The organism is Nitrososphaerota archaeon, from assembly GCA_027887005.1.
Classification (GTDB): domain Archaea; phylum Thermoproteota; class Nitrososphaeria; order Nitrososphaerales; family Gagatemarchaeaceae; genus UBA183.
In genome coordinates this window covers 173067-190891 of the sequence record JAPCJI010000002.1, presented here as the reverse complement: position 1 = coordinate 190891, position 17825 = coordinate 173067, and the positions used below count along the sequence as shown (strand labels likewise).

At 59.5% G+C, this 17825-nt stretch carries 18 protein-coding genes, 2 tRNA genes, 1 rRNA gene and 1 other RNA gene; 13 read left to right on the top strand and 9 right to left on the bottom strand.

The features are described 5' to 3' along the window. Positions 1-27 precede the first annotated feature (27 nt). The 5 genes from OK438_03100 to OK438_03080 form a co-directional block, all read right to left on the bottom strand. A complete protein-coding gene (locus OK438_03100) occupies positions 28-732 on the bottom strand; it encodes a hypothetical protein (protein ID MDA4124421.1) in 705 nt (234 codons plus the stop codon). 4 nt (positions 733-736) lie between these two features. Beyond that, positions 737-1141, bottom strand: coding sequence for a hypothetical protein (locus tag OK438_03095; GenBank protein ID MDA4124420.1), 405 nt, complete (start codon positions 1139-1141; stop codon positions 737-739). An 85-nt stretch (positions 1142-1226) separates the two neighbouring features. Beyond that, positions 1227-1396 (bottom strand) — tRNA-Trp (locus OK438_03090). A 31-nt stretch (positions 1397-1427) separates the two neighbouring features. Next, positions 1428-2750, bottom strand: a complete 1323-nt coding sequence (locus OK438_03085) for a GTPase (GenBank protein ID MDA4124419.1) — start codon at positions 2748-2750, stop codon at positions 1428-1430. A 99-nt stretch (positions 2751-2849) separates the two neighbouring features. After that, positions 2850-3119: a Trm112 family protein gene (locus tag OK438_03080; GenBank protein ID MDA4124418.1), complete on the bottom strand. Its 270-nt coding sequence runs from the start codon at positions 3117-3119 to the stop codon at positions 2850-2852. 82 nt (positions 3120-3201) lie between these two features. Here OK438_03080 and rrf point away from each other — a divergent pair. The 3 genes from rrf to OK438_03065 all read left to right on the top strand — a co-directional run bounded on the left by rrf (position 3202) and on the right by OK438_03065 (position 4744). Beyond that, positions 3202-3338: ribosomal RNA gene (gene rrf / locus OK438_03075) — 5S ribosomal RNA — on the top strand. Between the two features lie 90 nt (positions 3339-3428). Further along, entirely contained in the window at positions 3429-4544 is a 1116-nt protein-coding gene (locus OK438_03070; GenBank protein ID MDA4124417.1) for a DUF1512 domain-containing protein, read from the top strand. Then, positions 4541-4744 (top strand): hypothetical protein, encoded by a 204-nt coding sequence (locus tag OK438_03065; protein MDA4124416.1) that lies wholly within the window; start codon positions 4541-4543, stop codon positions 4742-4744. The genes OK438_03070 and OK438_03065 overlap by 4 nt, the downstream gene beginning before the upstream one ends. Here the strand turns inward: OK438_03065 and map are convergent. Continuing rightward, on the bottom strand, positions 4736-5620 hold the full coding sequence (gene map, locus OK438_03060; protein ID MDA4124415.1) for a type II methionyl aminopeptidase: 885 nt from the start codon (positions 5618-5620) through the stop codon (positions 4736-4738). The two genes, OK438_03065 and map, sit on opposite strands and share 9 nt — an antisense overlap. Positions 5621-5710: 90 nt before the next feature. On the opposite strand from map, the gene OK438_03055 reads away from it, so the two are divergent. The 7 genes from OK438_03055 to OK438_03025 all read left to right on the top strand — a co-directional run bounded on the left by OK438_03055 (position 5711) and on the right by OK438_03025 (position 13466). Continuing rightward, complete coding sequence (locus OK438_03055; protein ID MDA4124414.1) at positions 5711-6205, top strand: phosphopantetheine adenylyltransferase; 495 nt, start codon at positions 5711-5713, stop codon at positions 6203-6205. 44 nt (positions 6206-6249) lie between these two features. Next, the gene (gene trpS / locus OK438_03050) at positions 6250-7380 is read left to right on the top strand and encodes a tryptophan--tRNA ligase (protein MDA4124413.1); all 1131 of its coding nucleotides are present in this window, start codon (positions 6250-6252) and stop codon (positions 7378-7380) included. Between the two features lie 9 nt (positions 7381-7389). Beyond that, entirely contained in the window at positions 7390-8874 is a 1485-nt protein-coding gene (locus OK438_03045; protein MDA4124412.1) for a phenylalanine--tRNA ligase subunit alpha, read from the top strand. Between the two features lies 1 nt (position 8875). After that, positions 8876-10495, top strand: a complete 1620-nt coding sequence (gene pheT, locus OK438_03040; protein MDA4124411.1) for a phenylalanine--tRNA ligase subunit beta — start codon at positions 8876-8878, stop codon at positions 10493-10495. 220 nt (positions 10496-10715) lie between these two features. Continuing rightward, the gene (locus OK438_03035) at positions 10716-11114 is read left to right on the top strand and encodes a hypothetical protein (GenBank protein ID MDA4124410.1); all 399 of its coding nucleotides are present in this window, start codon (positions 10716-10718) and stop codon (positions 11112-11114) included. A 108-nt stretch (positions 11115-11222) separates the two neighbouring features. Beyond that, the gene (gene dnaG, locus OK438_03030) at positions 11223-12398 is read left to right on the top strand and encodes a DNA primase DnaG (protein ID MDA4124409.1); all 1176 of its coding nucleotides are present in this window, start codon (positions 11223-11225) and stop codon (positions 12396-12398) included. Positions 12399-12407: 9 nt separating this feature from the next. Continuing rightward, the gene (locus tag OK438_03025) at positions 12408-13466 is read left to right on the top strand and encodes a hypothetical protein (GenBank protein MDA4124408.1); all 1059 of its coding nucleotides are present in this window, start codon (positions 12408-12410) and stop codon (positions 13464-13466) included. Here OK438_03025 and OK438_03020 read toward each other — a convergent pair. Then, entirely contained in the window at positions 13453-13719 is a 267-nt protein-coding gene (locus tag OK438_03020; protein MDA4124407.1) for a hypothetical protein, read from the bottom strand. The two genes, OK438_03025 and OK438_03020, sit on opposite strands and share 14 nt — an antisense overlap. A gap of 40 nt (positions 13720-13759) precedes the next feature. After that, positions 13760-14989: a site-2 protease family protein gene (locus OK438_03015; GenBank protein MDA4124406.1), complete on the bottom strand. Its 1230-nt coding sequence runs from the start codon at positions 14987-14989 to the stop codon at positions 13760-13762. Between the two features lie 73 nt (positions 14990-15062). Here OK438_03015 and OK438_03010 point away from each other — a divergent pair, with 73 nt between their 5' ends. The 3 genes from OK438_03010 (at position 15063) to OK438_03000 (ending at position 16474) form a co-directional block, all read left to right on the top strand. Next, a complete protein-coding gene (locus tag OK438_03010; GenBank protein ID MDA4124405.1) occupies positions 15063-15995 on the top strand; it encodes a TIGR00269 family protein in 933 nt (310 codons plus the stop codon). A 9-nt stretch (positions 15996-16004) separates the two neighbouring features. Continuing rightward, an RNA gene (ffs, locus tag OK438_03005) (signal recognition particle sRNA) lies at positions 16005-16317 on the top strand. A gap of 41 nt (positions 16318-16358) precedes the next feature. Then, a tRNA-Ser gene (locus tag OK438_03000) sits at positions 16359-16474 on the top strand. 7 nt (positions 16475-16481) lie between these two features. Here OK438_03000 and eno read toward each other — a convergent pair. After that, a complete protein-coding gene (eno, locus tag OK438_02995; GenBank protein MDA4124404.1) occupies positions 16482-17771 on the bottom strand; it encodes a phosphopyruvate hydratase in 1290 nt (429 codons plus the stop codon). Positions 17772-17825: the final 54 nt, after the last annotated feature.

Here is a 17825-nt window from a genome sequence, read left to right as displayed (position 1 = left end):
CATCGTCTGGCGACGGGAGGAGGCCTTCTATGCGAGCTGCTTTCTCGCGTCTTGCCTTACGTAGAAGTACAGCGCAGCGATTAGCACCGAGAAAGCCAAGGCGATCAGAGGAGTTTCGATTGGAAACTCTGGTATCCCTCCTCCGGAAGAACTTGAGCTGCTCGAGCTTGAAGTGGAGGTCGAGGACGAGCTTGTGGTACTGGTGGTGGGGGGCACCGAGGAGGTGCTCGACGAACTCGTGGTCGTGCTACTCGAGGTGGTCGAAGTTGTGCTCGAGGAACTCGAGGTCGTGGATGTCGTGGTCGTGGTGGTCGTCGTTGTCACAGCCAGCGCGTATGAGAAGGTCGTCGAGTTGGTAATGGTCGGCGGATACGCTCCCCAGGTTACGCTGACCTTGTAGGTCCCCGCAACCCAGGCAGAACTCCCTCCGGTCACGACGTCAGCTTCGTACGCTCCACTCGTCTTGTTCGGCGCAGCGGTTGTGGCGACCACGATCGAATTCTGAGGGTTGGTTATCTTCACGAAGACCGCCGTGTTTTGCCCTGGCCCCGAGCCATTCGTCGCCCGTACAGAACCCGTCACCTTCACGGTCTGAGTGCCACTGTATGTTCCCAGGTCCATCTTGACGGTGATCTTGAAGGCTGACGTCGCCCCAACTGCTTGGACGCCCACGAGCAGCACGAGGAGCGCTGCTGCGATGACCTTCGCACTGAATTGGCTTTGGCTGTTCATTTTGTCAGAGGACCACCTGGACGTGAACTGGAGTCGATATCGGCACACCATCACTCGTCGTCGCGAATACCGCGACCTGGTAGGTCCCCGAGGGAAGACCGACAAAAGGGACGAAGAACGAAGCCGTGGTCGATGAAAAGGTCGTAGTCGTGGCCCCTGCATACACATTCTGATTCAACGCGTTCGTGACGTCGACGTACACGAATACCAGAGCTCCTGACAGGACGAGATTGGTGTTCGTGTAGTTCCCACCCACCCCGGTGAATCCCGCTATGGTTTCCTTGGCGACTCCCGACGCCGTCAGGCTTGTAGTGGCGTAGGGGGGCGGAGCAACTGCCGACGCGACTGGGACAGCGAGAACTAGCGAAAGAACGAACAAAAACCCGACCCGGTGCCACGCCCTGAACATGTCCACCTATTTCTTTCCTCGTCGGTATATAATCATACGAGTTTGAACACCCTTCCGACAGAAGATGCCCTACTGACGTCGAGTGTGGGGACGGTCGGATTCGAACCGACGATATACAGGTGTCTTCTGCCGCTCCAAAGCTCTATCATCCACGTTGCCGTGTCAGTAGTTTGTTCTTGTTGCACTGGAGCCTGTCGCCTTGCCTGTCCAGGGTGAATTCGCAGTTGGAATTCCACTTGGCTGGGCCACGTCCCCACACGTTCGGCTAGGCGGAGGTGGCGAGGCTTTATGGTTTCTCTCTGCTGCGCCGAGGACTCGGAGGTCCGAACTTCCTCGCGTCTATCAGCTCGTCTAATGTGGGCCTGCCCACCTCAACCGCTTCAAAAGACACCCGTGCGACCGGGCGCCTGATGCTAATCAGTCTGGTAAGGTCAGACGGAGTCCCGAGGACCACAGCGTCGCATTCGACGGCGTTGATGCTCTCCTCCAACTCCTTCAGCTGACCCTCACTGTAGCCAAGGGCCGGGAGGACCTTTCCGAGCTTCGGGAACCTCGCGAACGCGCTTCTTATCGAACCCACCGCCATGCTCCTGGGGTCTACAAGCGTGGCGCCGACCCCCTTCGCCGCCACCGCCCCAGCTCCTATGGACAGCCCCCCATGAGTGACCGAGGGGCCGTCCTCGACAGCCAGGACCCTCTTCCCCCTAACGAGCTCAGGCTTGTCGAGCACCGCCTCTGACTTCGTCTTCACGATCTTCGCACGGGGGTTGAGCCCAAGGCAATTCTTGACCAGCTCGTCGACCACGCGGTCGCTCACAAGGTTGACCTTGTTGATGACGAGGATGTCTGCCATCCTGACGTTCGTCTCCCCTGGATAGTAGGTCAGCTCGTCACCCGTCCTGACCGGGTCGACCACCACGATGTTCAGGTCGGGTTTGTAGAAACTGAAATCGTTGTTCCCACCGTCCCAGAGCACCACATCGCACTCCTTCTCCGCCTGGTCGAGGATCGCCTGGTAATCGACCCCCGCGTACACGACGAGCCCCTTGTCTATGTGCCCCTCGTACTCCTCCCTCTCTTCGATGGTCGTGTGGAACCTGTCAAGGTCCTTGTAAGTGACGAACCTCTGGACGGGTATCGAAAGGTCGCCGTAGGGCATCGGATGGCGCACGACGACCGACTTCAACCCCTGCTTCAGAAGCACGTCCGCCACCCTCCGACTGACCGTGCTCTTCCCAGCACCCGTCCTGACGGCCACGACTGCGACTACTGGCTTCTTGGATCTGATCATGGTGTCGTTTGGGCCGAGAAGGTGGAAACTGGCTCCCTTGGACTGGGCCACCGAGGCCTGGTTCATCACGTACTGGTTGGAGACGTCGCTGTAGGAGAAGTAGACGTCGGTCACCTCCTCTGACTCGAGTATCTCTCCGAGGGTCTCCTCTGGCCTGATCGGAATCCCTTTGGGGTAAAGCCTCCCCGCCAATTTCGCCGGGTAGGTCCTTTCCGAGATGTATGGAATCTGGGTCGCGGTGAACGCAACTACCTTGAATTCTGGGTTTTCCCGGAAGTAGACGTTGAAATTGTGGAAGTCGCGCCCGGCCGCCCCCATTATCACCGCTCTTCTAGGTATCACGAGGACCGAGGAGTCCGCGCTTTCGTTCTTATATGAGATTTCCCGAATCCAGCGATTCCCGAGTGGCTGACCTGGCTACAGGCTCCAGGGCTTGCCGCCGTGAACGACCTTTTCAGGGATGCGCCCGGCCCACTTCTCAAGGAAGCCCAGGTCCTCCTTCCTGTTCCTCAGGTGGTCGGGGAGCATTACGGGGATCTCCTCAGTTATCGGGTAGTATCTTCCGCACTCGGAGCATAGGAGCGCGCCCTCGGATATCACATCCCCCTTCACCTCGAATTCAAGGAGTTCCAGTGGGTAGTGCTTGTCGATGGGGCACGCCAGGATGTCCAGGAGCTTCCTCTGCATGGCGAGGGTATTTCCTATCGTCCGTATAAGCCACTCGCAGGAGACCCAGAAACGTTAATCTACCTTCGCCACGGCCTCCACCACAGCCGGCCATAGCGTGTGGGTCCCACCTGGACTCGTTCCGACCCCAGACTCCAAAGAGGGGGAGAAGTGAAACCACGCGACGCTTGGGTGCTAGTGAGGTGCGAGAGCCCTCGTGAAGCCTGAGTGCCGGCACCTTTTCCAATCCAAGCCTCGATGGTGCGTTTCATGAATCCAAAGTCCAGAACATTTAAGTTCGAGCAAAAGCGCTCGTTTCTTGAATAAGCTTTGTCGATTGTTTCCACCCTCCAACTGGTTGGCGGGGACTTCAACTCGATCCTCACCATCGTCTACCTCGGAGGTTTCGTCCTCTTCATGTTCTACGGCCAGCGCCTCCAGATATGGATGGCCATGGGGGACATCGGGAGGGGTCTCAACAAGCTGAAGGTGATGAAGGACAAGTCGCGCAAGGAGGCCATTGACTATCTTGTCAACGTCGGCAAGACTACGGCCGACCCGGCGCAACGCGTTGACCAGTTCCTCGACTACGTCACGATCATGCCGGTTGACATCGACCCAGCGGGGCTCGTGGGCAAGATTGACCACGTGGTCACGACGAACAACGACAGAGTGAGGGCGGAGGTCGCTGGACTCGTGCCTGGGAACAACCCTGTGACCGTCTCAATCTCCGAGAACCTGCTCGAGGTCGCCACATCTCTGAACCTGATTCACAAGATAGTCAGGCACTTCTACCTGCTTGGCAAGAAGACGAACTCCTACCTGACGCTCATCCAGCTCCAGATGCTCATGCCTATGATAATCCAGGAGGCGGACGCACTCCTCAACGCAGTCGACTCGTTCAAGGTCGGCCAGCCCGTCGGGGACGGGGTCGGACCGGTGGTGGTGTCTAAGCTCATGGTCGGGAAAGAGAAGAGGGCCATCGCCAAGGACACGGTCATGGCGATCACGGAATACAAAGGGAGGAAGCTCTACGTCCTCAAGGCCGACGGACCCATGGCCTATGTCGGTCAACCTGGAGTCGCAATCAAGAAAGTGGTCGAAGAAATGGGAGTCAGGCCCAGCGCAATCATAATGATCGATGCCGCTCTCAAGCTCGAGGGAGAGAAGACGGGCGAGATCGCAGAAGGGGTCGGCGCCGCCATCGGCGGGATCGGGGTAGAGAAGTTCCAGATTGAGGAAGTCGCCACGCACTACAAGATACCGCTCTACGCAATCCTGGTCAAGCAGAGCATCCTCGAGGCAATCACGGTCATGAGGAAGGAGATAGCAGAGGCGTCGGACAAAGTCTCGCAGGTGCTCACCCGCCTCATCGAGGAGAAGACGAAGGAGGGAGACGATGTACTGGTGGCCGGCATCGGCAACACCCTGGGCGTTGCCCAATGATGAGCTCCGTCCCGGCAGCTGACAAGAAATCGAAGCTCCTCGTCTACGCCATAGAAGAGTGCCCCGTGTGCGGTCAGAAGACCAAGAGGGCCTTTGTGGTCGGCGACTACATCACGAAAACAGGAGCCAAGTGCACGAAGTGCAGCAACGACACAAGGGTCAGCCTGGTCTACGCCGAGAGTTCCAAGCCGTCAGGTTAGCACGACCAGTCCGTCTTCGTCAAGGGCCATCGTCTGTTCAAACTGGGCGACGGGGCTCCCGGACGCTTCGACTAGCATCGGATAGGACCTGACGACCCTCTTTCCAATGAGCTTCTCCAGGATTCCCGGGAGTTTCCGCTCTCCGAATTCTTCAACATACCAGCGCGGAGTGAACGGGAGGCTCTTCCTGCCCTCCCAGACTCTCTCCGTGAACCTGTCCAGCTCCGCCGACCCGGTCTTCTTGCGCGCGACGATGGAGAAGATGGTCTCCGACGGCGAGTCGACGACATAGCCGGCCGCTGAGCCGAGGGTCACGAAGGGTTCGATGGCAAAGACGTCCCCCTTCCTCAGGGGCTGCATGCCTGGAATGAACAAGTTTGGGATGCTCTTCCCCGCGTGCACCGTGTATCTGTCGACCGTGTGCCCAGTCAGGTTCTCGATGGTCTTGAACCCGAACCTGGCTGCCTCCCGGTGTATCTCCCTGCCGATTTCGCCTACCCTGGCGTCCTTCTTTGCGGTCTCGATGGCGGCGCCTAGGGCCCTCTCTGCCGCGTCCAGGAGGAGGCGACGGTCCGGGTTGAATGTGACAGTAACCGCGGTGTCTGTGACATACCCGTCGATGTGCACCCCGAAGTCGACCTTGATCACTTGATTATCGTCGAAGAGGGCGCTGTCGTCTCCCTGGGGGGCGTAATGCGCCGTTACCTGGTCGACTCCTATGCCCGTCGGGAAGGCCGGGCTTCCTCCCCGGGCCCCGATCTCCCTCTCCACGAGCTGGCAGGCCTCGAGGTACCTCATCCCTGGTTTGACCCGCTCCTTGACCACCTTCCTCACGTCGTTGGTGATCTTCCCGGACTTCCTGTACTCCTCAGCGATCAGACTCAGTTTGCATTCACGAATCCTTTATTGCGTTCGACCCGCCGACGAGTCCGTGGTATTTCAACTGATTCAAGTGGACACGCCCTCATGAGGAAGTACAAGACCGTGGCCACGGGTGGGACCTTCGACCACATCCACAAGGGGCACGAAGCCCTCCTTGCGAGGAGCTTCGAGTTGGGGGACACAGTGGTGATCGGTGTGACCTCGAACAGCTTCGCATCCAGGGAAGGCAAGTCCCCCGACCAGTCCTACGAAGAGCGGGTCCTGGGACTCAAAGGTCTCATCAGTTCCAAGTTCCCCGGAATGAAGTACATCATAGCGAAGCTCGACGACTTCTTCGGGCCGGGGATCGCCTCCTCCGACGTCGAGGCAATCGTTGTGACCAAGGAGACGGCCGCGAGAGTGCCCATCGCCAACTCGTTGCGGGCTGAGAAGGGATACCCTCCCCTCAAGGTCGAGGTGGTCCAATTCGTCCTCGCGAAGGATGGGAAACCAATGTCCTCGACCAGGATCAGGAGAGGGGAGATAGACCGCGATGGGAGGGTCCTCAAGCAGCACGGCGCAGAAACGGGTCCATCCTGATTCTCGAAAGGGATAAAATCCGAACACTTGCAGGCAAGAGTATTGTGGAGAAAGACAGGCTTGATCCATGGGGTTCCACCGAAGTCAAGGACTATGGGCGCCTCCAGGCCGAGTTCGGGATCGAGCCCGTAGCTCCACTCGTCTCGCGTTTCAAGAACCCCAGCCCCCACCTGAGCAGGGGCATCGACTTCGGCCACCGTGACCTGGGCAGGATAATCGACGCGATAGAGAAGAACAAGCCCTACGCCGTGATGAGCGGCATCAAGCCGACCGGCGACTTCCACCTTGGCACCAAGATGACAGCAGATGACATGGTCTACTTCCAGTCCCTGTCTAAGAAATCAACGGTCTACTATGCCGTAGCCGACGTCGAGGCCTACAGCGACAACGGCCTATCCTTCACCGAGACTTCCAAGATTGGCGTAAGGAACGTCGCGGACATCCTCGCCCTCGGGCTCGACCCGGACCGGGCCGTCGTCTACCTGCAGAGCGAAGAGATGAGGGTGATGCGCCTCGCGACCATTTTCTCCAGAGGCGTCACCAACAACATGCTGAAGGCTATCTACGGGGAGAGGCAGATCGGGTTGTACATGGCGGCCCTGGTCCAGGCGGGTGACATTCTGATGCCCCAGCTCCCGGAATTCGGGGGACCCAAGCCGGTCCTCGTCCCGGTGGGCGCCGACCAGGACCCGCACGTCAGGCTTACCAGGGACCTTGCGGCGAAGTACCACGATGAATTCGGGTTCGTCCCGCCCTCGGCGGTCTACCACAGGCTCATGAAGAGCCTTGGCGGGAACGAGAAGATGTCCAAGCGGACCGAGGCCTCGCTCCTTACCCTCGACGACAGTGCATCCTCCGCCTCCCGCAAGGTGATGAGCTCCTTCACCGGTGGCAGGGACACGGTCGAGGAGCAGAGGAAGCTGGGCGCGAACGCCAACATCTGCCCGATCTATGACCTCTACCAGTTCCACTTCGGGCTCGACGACGAGCACGTCAAACGGGTGTACACTGAGTGCACGAAGGGGATACGGCTCTGCGGAGAGTGCAAGCAGGAGGTTTTAGGCCTGGTCAAAGAATTCCTGGAGGAACATCACAGGAAGCGCGATTCGATGATGAAGGACGCCAAGGAGCTTCTGGCTAAGAGCAGGAGTTATCTCCTGTCCTCTGGGAAGTAGCAGGACGAGATGTCCACTTCGCTACACCCGATGGAGCGGAAGGTCCTTGCGGCTCTGGCTGGGGTGGGGTCTATCGATTTCGACCACCTAGTCGAGAAGTCGGGCCTGAACGAGGACCAGGTCAGGCGTTCGCTCCAATGGCTGTCGTCGAAGGGCCTGGTGAAGATCGATGAGAAGGTGGAATCCGCGCTCAGAGTCGGACGTTCCCCACCTGAGCTTGAGCTCCTCAGGATGATTGAAGGGTCCTCGGAGCCCCCGACCATCAAGGCGTTGAAGGGAAGCTTCGCCTCGGAAGGTGAGTTCGCGGCAGCCTTCGGCCGCGCGAAGAAGCTCGGATGGATTGCACTGGACGGGGAGGGACAGGACTCTGCCGTTAGGCTAGGAGACCCTGCGGGACCGAAACCGCTGAAGTCACTGTTGGAATCCATCTCGAAGGGATCAGGTGGGGCCACCCTGGCACCCGAGCAGAAGTCACTGATTCCAGAACTCGTACAGAGAGGTGTGATCCTGAGGTCGGAAAGTCAAAAGGTATCTGTCATGATCACTGATCCAGGCAAGGCAGCGGCGGCCTCCACCGTTTCGGAACAGTACCTGGACAGGCTCACGCCCGAAGCCCTCTCCTCGGGGTCCTGGCGGGGAAAGAACCTCCGCCCGATCGACGTCGAGGCGAAGGCTCCTCGCCTCTTTCCAGGCCGGAGGCACCCAGTGCGGGACTTCATCAGGGAAGTGAAGGAAACCTACGTCTCCATGGGATTCACCGAGCTCGAAGGAAACAGCGTCCACCCCGCCTTCTGGAACTTCGACGCCCTGTTCATCCCCCAGGACCACCCAGGCAGGGACATGCAGGATACCTTCTACCTGGAAGGTCTCTCGGACAAGAAGCTGAGCAGGAAGGGGGTCATCGCCAACGTGGCTGCGACCCATGAAAGCGGCTGGAAGACCGGGAGCCGGGGATGGGGATATTCCTGGAACATCGAGGAGGCTAGGCGACTCGTCCTCCGAACACACAACACAGTCCTGACGGTGAAGGCCCTTTCAGAGTCGGGCGAAAAGGAGACGCGCGTCTTCGCGGTAAGCAAAGTTTACAGGAATGAAAACCTCGATTACAAACACCTGGCAGAATTCCACCAGATGGACGGCATAATGGTGGGCGAGGGGCTCAACGTCAGGCACCTGATGGGATTCCTGACTGAATTCTACAAGAAACTCGGGATGAAGGCAGTCAAGCTCTGGCCATCCTACTTCCCCTACACCGAGCCCTCTCTCGAGGTTGTCGGCTACTCCGACGCGGTCAAGGCTTGGATCGAGTTGAGCGGGTCGGGAGTCTTCAGGCCAGAAGTGACGATTCCCCTAGGGGTCAAGGTACCCGTCCTCGCCTGGGGACCGGGCATTGAGAGGCTGATGCTGATGAGGTTCGGACTGGACGACATGAGGGAGCTCTACGGGAACGACCTTTCGTGGCTCAGGAACAGGGTTGAGATTGCCAGTCGTTGAGATGTCGCTACCTCGCTTCGCCAAGATGGTCGGAGCGGACCGGAGGCGCATTCTGGACAGGCTTCCCTACATTGGGTTGGATATCGAAAGCGTAGAGGGAGACACGGTCAGGGTGGAATACAGCCCAAACCGCCCAGATTTCGGGACCGACTTCGGGATTGCACGCGCCCTGAAGGGTCTGATGGGAAAGGAAGTGGGTCTGCCCTTGTATCGCATCTCCTCCTCGGGCATCGCAGTAGCAGTGGATAGGAGACTCGTCCGAATAAGGCCCTACATCGCCTGCGCCACCGCCATGGGCCTCCGCCTGGGCAACGAGGATGTGCGCCAGATAATCTCCCTTCAGGAGGACCTCCACAACGGATTGGGAAGAAGGAGGAAGGTCGTCGCGATAGGGCTCCACGACCTGAAGGCGGTGAAGGCCCCGCTGTCCTACGAAGCCGTTCCGCCGGGCTTCAAGTTCGTTCCCCTCGGGGGGACGAAACCCTCTACGATCTCTGCGATCCTTTCCGGGACACCGGAGGGCAAGGCATACGGACCCGTCCTGAGTGGGAACACCCTCTTTCCGGTGGTCCGGGATTCCGCGGGCACGGTTCTTTCTTTCCCTCCTGTAATCAACGGCGACAAGACACGGGTGTCTACTCGGACCCACGACATGTTCATCGACGTGACGAGCACCGAAATGAGGACCGGCGACGAAGTCCTCGCGATACTCGCCACGACCCTCGCAGAAGCCGGAGGCAAGATTGGAACCGTGTCCATCAGATACTCCGACCGCACGCGAGTGACTCCGGACCTTTCCCCCGGAGAGCTTCCGGTTGACCTCGGGCTCATCAGGTCGGTCCTAGGATTGGACCTGTCGAAGGCCGAGGTCACGAAGTCGCTGGGGAGAAGCCGTCTTTCGGTCAAGGGGAGCAGAGCCCTCGCCCCCAGATATAGGGCCGACCTCCTGCATCCCGTGGACCTCGCCGAGGAAGTAGCTTTGGGCTACGGAGTCGACAGGATCGAGCCCCTCTATCCGCCCAGCAGGCAGCCCGGGTCCTTCCATCCTTTCGAGCAGTTCCTGGATTCGGCGTCGACAATCATGGCGGGGTCGGGCATGCTGGAGGCGATGACCTTCGAGTTGGTCGACGCGAAGTCGCTCTTCGAGAATTTCGGGAGGCCCTCGGCTGGGAAGATCTCGGTCCACGAGCCACGCAGCATCGAGCACTCTGTGCTCCGCGACTCCTTGATCCCCGGGCTGATGGGAGCCCTCTCTAGCAACATCAGATCCGACTACCCTCAGCGCGTCTTCGAGATAGGCCGAGTCTACACAAGGACCGCAGATGGCGTCGCCGAATCCTGGCACCTCGGGTCTTTGGTGGCCCACTCCCAGTCGTCCTACTCCGAGGCCAAGAGCTACCTTGAAGCAGCGTGCAGAATCCTGACAGGCGAGGAAGCCGAGGCCAAGGAGACACAGCACTGGGCGTTCGCCTCTGGGAGGTCAGCCTCCGTGGACGTCGGCGGCCATACTCTCGGGAGCGTCGGGGAGTTGAAGCCGGACGCCGTCGCTGCTTTCGGTCTCAAGGTCCCTGTCTCAGGCTTCGAGCTCGACCTTTCCGAGCTCTACAAACAGCTAAAATAGCGCCAGCCTCCTCCGACCACAGACGGCTTTCGTTTCAAAGCGCGCAAAACGGCCAGCTGCGAAGGCGGAAACGCTTTGATGAGCAGGTGGTTTACCCAGTCGCGCGACAGACGAAAGCCGTTTGCCCGTCAAAGAGGCTTAGTGATGTTCCCCGCTGTAAGCTGGGACGTGATCCGAGCTCGTCAGAGGCGGGCAACAACACCCAAAAAGAGGGAAAGCGATGATAGACAAGCGGGAGAAGGCATACCAGGAGTTCGGCGTCTTCCTGACCCGCTTCATAACTGACCTCAACCACCTGTCAGAGGGTGGGTGGTCGCTGCTGGTCGAGGGCAAACGCGACGAGACGGCGCTCAGGGTACTAGGCTTCCAGGGCCATCTAGTTTCGGTCTCGGCGCTGGGGAGGAGCGGGATCGAAGCCTTCGGAACTTCCGACAGGGTGATCATCCTGACCGACCTAGACAGGGAGGGGGCCGTGCTCGCCGCACGGTTTACCAAGAGACTCAGCCACGAAGGCCTCAGGACGTCCCTCGTGGAAAGGAGGCGTCTCAAGCGGGCGTCGAAGGGGGTCTTCCTTCACATTGAGAACCTCTCTAGGTTCGCAGAACCTTCTGCAATCTGACAGAAAACAAGAAGTTTATATTCCCGCGGATTTTTGCGATAAATCGACTTACGCTTAACACGTTAAGCCGAGTTGAAACACGAATGAACGAAAGAGGTAAGAAAGCAATTGCCAGATTCAGGTATAGTCAAGTATTTAGTACGACTGAGGTTTGAGGTAGACGGCGTCGTCGAGCGCGCTGACGTAATCGGCGCAATCTTCGGCCAAACCGAGGGTCTTTTCGGGCCCGAAATGAACCTCAACGAACTCCAGAAGAGCTGGAAGGTCGGCAGGATAGAGATCAACCTCGAGTCGAAGAACGACAAAACTCGCGGCGAAGTCATAGTCCCGATGTCGACGGACGTGGGCACAGCCGCCCTGATCGCGGCCGCGGTCGAAAGCGTCGACAAGGTGGGCCCCTGCAGCGCGCGTTTTACCATGGACGCCATCGAGGACGTTAGGGCTACCAAGAGGAAGCAGATAGTCGACCGTGCCAAGCTTATCGTAAGGGAATGGAGTTCGAAGACGTCGAGCGAGGGCGAGAACGTCCTGAAGGACGTGACCGAGTCCACGAAGCGGGCCCGGGTGATCAACTACGGCCTCGAGAATCTGCCAGCCGGTCCGGGCATCTACTCATCAGAGCTGGTCTACCTGGTGGAAGGAAGGGCTGACGTCGTCCTCTTCCTCAGGGCAGGGATTGAGAACGTTGTCGCGCTCGAGGGGACAAGCGTGCCCGATTCAATAATCGAACTAGGCAAGAAGAAGAGGCTCATCGCGGTCCTCGACGGCGACCGTGGAGGCGATCTCATAGAGAAGGAGCTCGGCCAGGTCGTCAGGGTCGAGAAGGTCCTCAGGGCCCCCCCAGGAAAGGAGGTCGAAGACCTGACGCCGATCGATGTCATCAACATGCTGAAGGCGGGGAAGGCGGAGACGCCCTCTGCGCCGTCCCGCAGGGAAAGGCCCGCCGAACGAGCACCTGAGCCGGCGGCCCCGGAGGAGCCTGAGGAGCCCGTCGTCCTCAAGACCCGCGAGCTCTACCCAAGCCTGAACGGGACCCTGGAGGCCGTCCTTCTCGACAAGGGCCTGCAGGAAGTCGGACGATTCCCGATCAGCGAACTCGTCCAGAAGATGGAGAGCTCAAACGGCGCCCAGTTCCTGGTCTTCGACGGCATAGTCACTCAAAGGCTGGTCGAATCCGCCACCAAGGTCGGCGTCAAGGGCATCATCGGGCACAGGACCGGCGAGCTGAGCAACATCCCCGAGGACGTGAGGATCGGGACATTCAGGGACCTCGGGCTAGAGTAGCTCGGGCCATTGATAGTCACAGAATTCAACCCAAAGCACGGCCGCTGCTCTCTCATAATCGAATCCGCCGAGGACCTCTGGACCCTGCGAAGACTCATCTCGAAGGGGGACGTCGTAGTCACGCGCAGTTCCCGGGTCGTAAAGAACGAGGACGAGTTCTCGCGTCCAGACAAAGGAGAAAGGGTCAGGGTCACGATCGCCCTCCTGGTCCAGGAGGTGCACCTCGACAGCAGCATCGAAAGGCTCAGGCTCAAGGGCACCATCGTGGAGGCGAGCGACGATAGCGTCACCAAGGTCGGCTCGCACGCAATCACTCTCTCCCCCGGCCACACCGTGACCGTCCGCAAGGAGCGATGGAGCCAGGTCGACGTCGGCCTTGTCCGCCCACCCTCACAACTTTCCAAGAGATTCATCATCGTCGCCGTGGACAGGCGCGAGGCTGGGGTCGGGGCCCTGAGCGGCTCCCACCTTTCGATAATCGCCTCGCTGGAATCGGGCCTTGGGGGAAAAATGTCCGACGAGCAGAGCTCTAAGCCCTACATGGCGAAGGTGGTCGAACTGGTCTCCCAGTCGGTGAAGGAGGGTGACGACGTAGTCATCGCAGGTCCCGGGAACTTCAAAAGCGCGGTCGCCAATCAGCTTCGGGAGAGGCTGAGGTCCTATCCTGTCCAGACCGTCGAAGGCCCGGACCTGACCGGGGCCGACGGCGTCCGGGCGCTGGTGAAGGACCCGGGTTTCCAGAAGATTGCGAGGGGGTCCCTGGTCGTGGAGATGCAGCAGCTCGTGGTCGAAGCGGTCAGGAGGATCTCCTCCTCAGACCCCAAGGTCGCCTACACCCTCCCCCGGGTAAAGGAAGCGGCGGACGCCGGCGCGGTCGATTCGTGCGCGGTATCAGACAACGTCTTCTCCACCGGCGTGGACGAGGAGACCCTGGTGGGAGTGCTCAACTCTGTGGAGGAGAGCGGTGGGAAGGTCTACCTCGCTGACTCCTCGATGGAGTTCGGGAAGCAGGTCTCCTCCTTCGGAGGCATCGTCGCACTGCTGAGGTACGGTCTCAGAACTTCGTGATCACCGGGAATACGAACTCCGACATGATGGCCAGGGCGACCCCTCCCTTGATCAGGTCCTTCCCGAGCCTCCTTTCGACGTGCGTGAAGTAGAGGAGGATCCCCACCATCAGGACCGTCACATAGGCCAACCGCGCCAGGTCGACGACCGTCGAGTCTATCGTGGTCAGGGCGCTCGTCATGATCGAGGTGAACTGCTGCGCAAGCTGCTGAATCAGGTCTCCCGTCTGCGCAGGAGGCTGGATGGCGGGCATCCTTTCGTGATTGGATCTTGCTATTTAACGAGCCTTCTTCTCAGATGAGGCCCAGGTAGGCTGACAGCGGAAAAGTCACGATGAGCGCAAAGACGACCAACGTGGCGACCGTAGACAGATTGGACAGTGTCTTCTCGCTAAGCTTTCCACGGCCCAACGCGCCCAGCCCTATGCGGAACGCCTGGCCGCCGTCCAAGGGGTATATCGGCAGCGCGTTGAATATCGCCAGGTTGAAGTTCAGGAAGAAGAGCCAGTAGAGAAGGGAGGCGAGTGGTACCAGGGCCCCCCCGTATGGCGAAGTGTAGAGGGGCGCCAGCGTGTCAGAAAAAGGGATGATCGATGCGGCGCATGGGAAGGCAGGTATGCAGATGTAGATCACAGGACGAGTCAGGAAGGAGTTCGAGTATCTCGAGGCTATTCCGCGGAGCTCCGAGTAGCCGATGGAGTTGATGCCCAGATATGGAAGAGACGCGTTGGCCGGGTTCCTCCCTACCGTCAGGCCAACCGTCCGCACCTCTCCTGACCTCCAGACTGTCATCGTGATCGTCTGATTCTGTTTGTACCAATTGGAGTTCACGATTTGCGACGTGTCGTTAAGGTGAACGCCGTTGACGGAGAGTATGAAGTCACCAGGATGGATCCCCGCAGTAGCCGCGGGGGAAGGGGAGCCCACACCCGTTATGGCCAGCCCGTTGGCCGCAGGACTCATCGTCGAAACAGTGTTCGAAAGGAGGAGAAGAAACACAATCCCGGCAACGAAGTTCACTCCCGCCCCTGCAGCGAGCACTCTTCCCGAGTCTCTAGCTCGCGCAGCCTTCAGGGCTGTTTCATCGATATCGACGAAGGCACCAATCGGTACGAAGAGGAAGAAGAGCAGGCCTGACGCCTTGACAGGGAGCCCAAGGCTCCGCGAGACTACCCCGTGGGCACCCTCGTGCACGATCATTCCGAAGACGAGTGCTATCCAGCCGTACAGGAACGGGATGTACGGATTGATCCCTGGGAGCCCCAGATAGGCCAGCGGACTGATCCCCCGGACGACTCCGGCCGCTTGGTGAGCGACGGGAGAAAAGAGTACAAGGAAATTCGAGATGAAGATGAAGAACCCAAAGGCTGCGGCAATTGGCATCAGATACAGCAATACCCATCCTACGGGCTTTGCAATCTTGTTCCTGCCCAGCCTGTCCATCAGGCCTTTGAACCTCCTCGTTCTCAGGAGGACGATGCCGTATCTCGAGACCTCGACCCTCTTGAAGTCCTCCGAAGACATTCTTGACCCGCGGAATCCGCTGGCGCTTTAAGCGTTCACGCTTTATAGAGACGCGAAGGCCGACGGCACAACCATGGCCGGATGCTCACGGTGCGGGGGGAAGGTCTTCTACACCAGGCGATATTCAGGCGAGTCCCTCTGCGCCACCTGCTTCAAGGAATCAATCGTCGAGAAGACTCGGAAGACGATGTCAAAGTACGGAATGATCGCCCATGGAGAGAGGGTGGGCGTCGCGGTCTCGGGGGGCAAGGACAGCCTTTCCCTCCTCGAGGTGCTCCACGGCCTCCTCCACGGGAACGAACTGGTCGCCATATCCGTCGACGAAGGGGTCGCCGGCTACCGTGATGAGGCGTTGGAGCACGCGAAGTCGCTCACGGACAGGCTGGGAGTCGAGCACCTCACCGTCTCCTACAAGGAGCTCTTCGGGTTCTCCCTGGACGAGGCCTTGGACTGGAAGGAAGAACGCGAAGTATCTTCGTGCAGCTTCTGCGGAGTCTTCAGGCGCAGGGCCATAGACGAGGCCGCGGAGAGGGCCCGAGTCTCGGTGGTAGCAACGGCCCACAACCTTGACGACTACATCCAGACGTTCATGATGAACCTGTTCCACGGCGACGTCGCCCGCCTGGGCTGGCTCCACCCCGCCTATGTCGACGAGAGCTTCCCCATGCGCCGAGTGAAGCCGTTCATGGAGATTTGCGAGGAGGAGGTCGCCCTCTTCGCCTTCCAATCCGGGGTCCCCTTCCAGAGCGTGAGCTGCCCCTATATGCACGAGGGCCTGAGGAGCGAGGTCCGCGACTACCTCAACCAGATGGAGGCGAACCATCCTGGGGTGAAGAACGTCCTCCTGAGTTCCAGCCTTGACGTGATCTCGCGTTACGCCGGCAAGTCGGACAAGAAATCGGTCCCCTGCTCCGACTGCGGGAGGCCCTCCTCGAGTGGCCTGTGTAACGTATGCCGGATGAAGTCCGAAGTCAAACAGCACGTTAAATATGTGGGCCAGACCTGACAGGGTTGGCGGTGGGTAGGGACCGGGGGATAGCCGTCCCCGCTTGGCCGAAACCGGCTTCATGCGGCGCCAGTAACCTTCGGGTAAAGCCACCTTCCCCGCAACCCGCGACTGGCGGGGGAGACGAACTCACGCCGAGGTGGGCGGTCATGAGGAGCAGTCCTCTCGAAGGAGAGGTCCTGACTCTTGATTGCCGAATCGGGCGAGGTCCGGGAGGGAGCAGCCCTAGGGTGACGTGACCACGCTGCCTCGTCTACGTGGGGGATTCCCCGTCTGACGAGACGGGGGCGAGGAGTGATGGTGAACTCCGAGGGACCCGCCGCCACTTGCTTTTTAACGGCCACAGGTCGGCTCCGAACTCGAGCAGGGGTAGCCTAGAGACACCTTCGGGTAGCCTGGTAAGGCGCAGACGATTCGGCGCGAGCTTGCTAAGCCTGTGTCTCTCACGGGACTCGTGGGTTCGAATCCCACCCCCTGCGCACTCCTCTAGCTGAACTGCTTTCCGGAGTACTTGGCCTTCGCCCCCAGTTGCTCCTCAATTCTTAGGAGTTCGTTGTACTTCGCAACCCTCTCTCCTCTGGCCGGGGCTCCGGTCTTGATGAACTCGGCCCCAAACGCTGTCGCAAGGTGGGCGATGAAGGGGTCGTCCGTCTCCCCCGACCTGTGGGATACCACCACGGTCCACTTCGCCTTCCTCGCCAGGCGCACCGCGTCTTCGGTCTCTGAGACCGTCCCTATCTGGTTGAGCTTGATCAACACCGCATTCGTCGCTGACATCCTGATTCCCTTCTTCATCCTCGAAACGTTTGTCACGTACACGTCGTCCCCGATGATCTTTGTCTTCCGTCCGAGTCTTCTGGTGATCGCAGCTAAGGACTCGAATGAATCTTCCGCGAACGGGTCTTCTATGGTGAGGAGTCCGTACTCGTCCCGGAGCGATGTGTAGTAGTCCTCGAGGCGCTGCGGAGTCAACCTATTCCCATCCATAGTGTACGTCTCATCCTTCTGACGATAGAAGGTCGAGGCAGCGGCGTCGATTCCCAGCCTGACGTCGCTTTCTCCGTATCCCGCCCGTTTGATGGCCTTCCGGATGGAGACCAAAGCGTCTCTCGTCCTGGCGAACGGCGGGGCGAAACCTCCCTCATCTCCCACGTTTGTCGCGGCTCGGCCGTGTTCCTCGATGAGAACCTGCTTGAGTGCGTGGTAGACTTCATCTCCCATCCTCACGGCTTCCCCGCAGGACCCTGCCCCTACAGGCTCGATCAGAAACTCCTGGATTGCAAGCTCGTTTCCAGCGTGTTCGCCACCGTTGATAACGTTCATCATCGGCACGGGCAGGGTGTATGCGCTTGACTTCCTCAGCTCCTCGAAGAGTCCCAGCAGGTGTGAACTCGCAGCCGCTCTCGCCGAGGCCATAGAAACAGACAGGATCGCATTCGCCCCAAGCCTAGCCTTGTTCGGGGATCCGTCCAATCTGCGCATGGAGCTGTCTATCTTCCTCTGGTCAGCGCAGTCCGATCCCTTCAGTTTCGGGCCGATTGTGCGATTCACATTCTCCACAGCCTTCAGAACGCCCTTTCCGCCGAACCTCTCGGAATCTCCGTCCCGCAGTTCCACGGCCTCGTGCTTGCCCTTGGATGCCCCGGACGGCACACTCGCCTTCCCAACCGACAACTCGGTCATCACCTCGGCTTCAACAGTAGGATTTCCCCGCGAGTCTAGAATCTCTCGTGCGCGAATGGCGAGTATCTTGACTGAATCCTTTGCCACAGCTATCGCCTCGTGGCCTGCTTTCGGCTGTTAAATCCAATTCGTCGCCCTCTTTCGTAG

Excerpts from the sequence above, each read along its gene's own strand:
- OK438_03100 (MDA4124421.1), bottom strand. The coding sequence starts at position 732 with ATGAACAGCCAAAGCCAATTCAGTGCGAAGGTCATCGCAGCAGCGCTC.
- OK438_03095 (MDA4124420.1), bottom strand. The coding sequence starts at position 1,141 with ATGTTCAGGGCGTGGCACCGGGTCGGGTTTTTGTTCGTTCTTTCGCTA.
- OK438_03085 (MDA4124419.1), bottom strand. The coding sequence starts at position 2,750 with ATGGGGGCGGCCGGGCGCGACTTCCACAATTTCAACGTCTACTTCCGG.
- OK438_03080 (MDA4124418.1), bottom strand. The coding sequence starts at position 3,119 with ATGCAGAGGAAGCTCCTGGACATCCTGGCGTGCCCCATCGACAAGCAC.
- OK438_03065 (MDA4124416.1), top strand. The coding sequence starts at position 4,541 with ATGATGAGCTCCGTCCCGGCAGCTGACAAGAAATCGAAGCTCCTCGTC.
- OK438_03055 (MDA4124414.1), top strand. The coding sequence starts at position 5,711 with ATGAGGAAGTACAAGACCGTGGCCACGGGTGGGACCTTCGACCACATC.
- OK438_03045 (MDA4124412.1), top strand. The coding sequence starts at position 7,390 with ATGTCCACTTCGCTACACCCGATGGAGCGGAAGGTCCTTGCGGCTCTG.
- pheT (MDA4124411.1), top strand. The coding sequence starts at position 8,876 with ATGTCGCTACCTCGCTTCGCCAAGATGGTCGGAGCGGACCGGAGGCGC.
- OK438_03035 (MDA4124410.1), top strand. The coding sequence starts at position 10,716 with ATGATAGACAAGCGGGAGAAGGCATACCAGGAGTTCGGCGTCTTCCTG.
- OK438_03020 (MDA4124407.1), bottom strand. The coding sequence starts at position 13,719 with ATGCCCGCCATCCAGCCTCCTGCGCAGACGGGAGACCTGATTCAGCAG.
- OK438_03015 (MDA4124406.1), bottom strand. The coding sequence starts at position 14,989 with ATGTCTTCGGAGGACTTCAAGAGGGTCGAGGTCTCGAGATACGGCATC.
- OK438_03010 (MDA4124405.1), top strand. The coding sequence starts at position 15,063 with ATGGCCGGATGCTCACGGTGCGGGGGGAAGGTCTTCTACACCAGGCGA.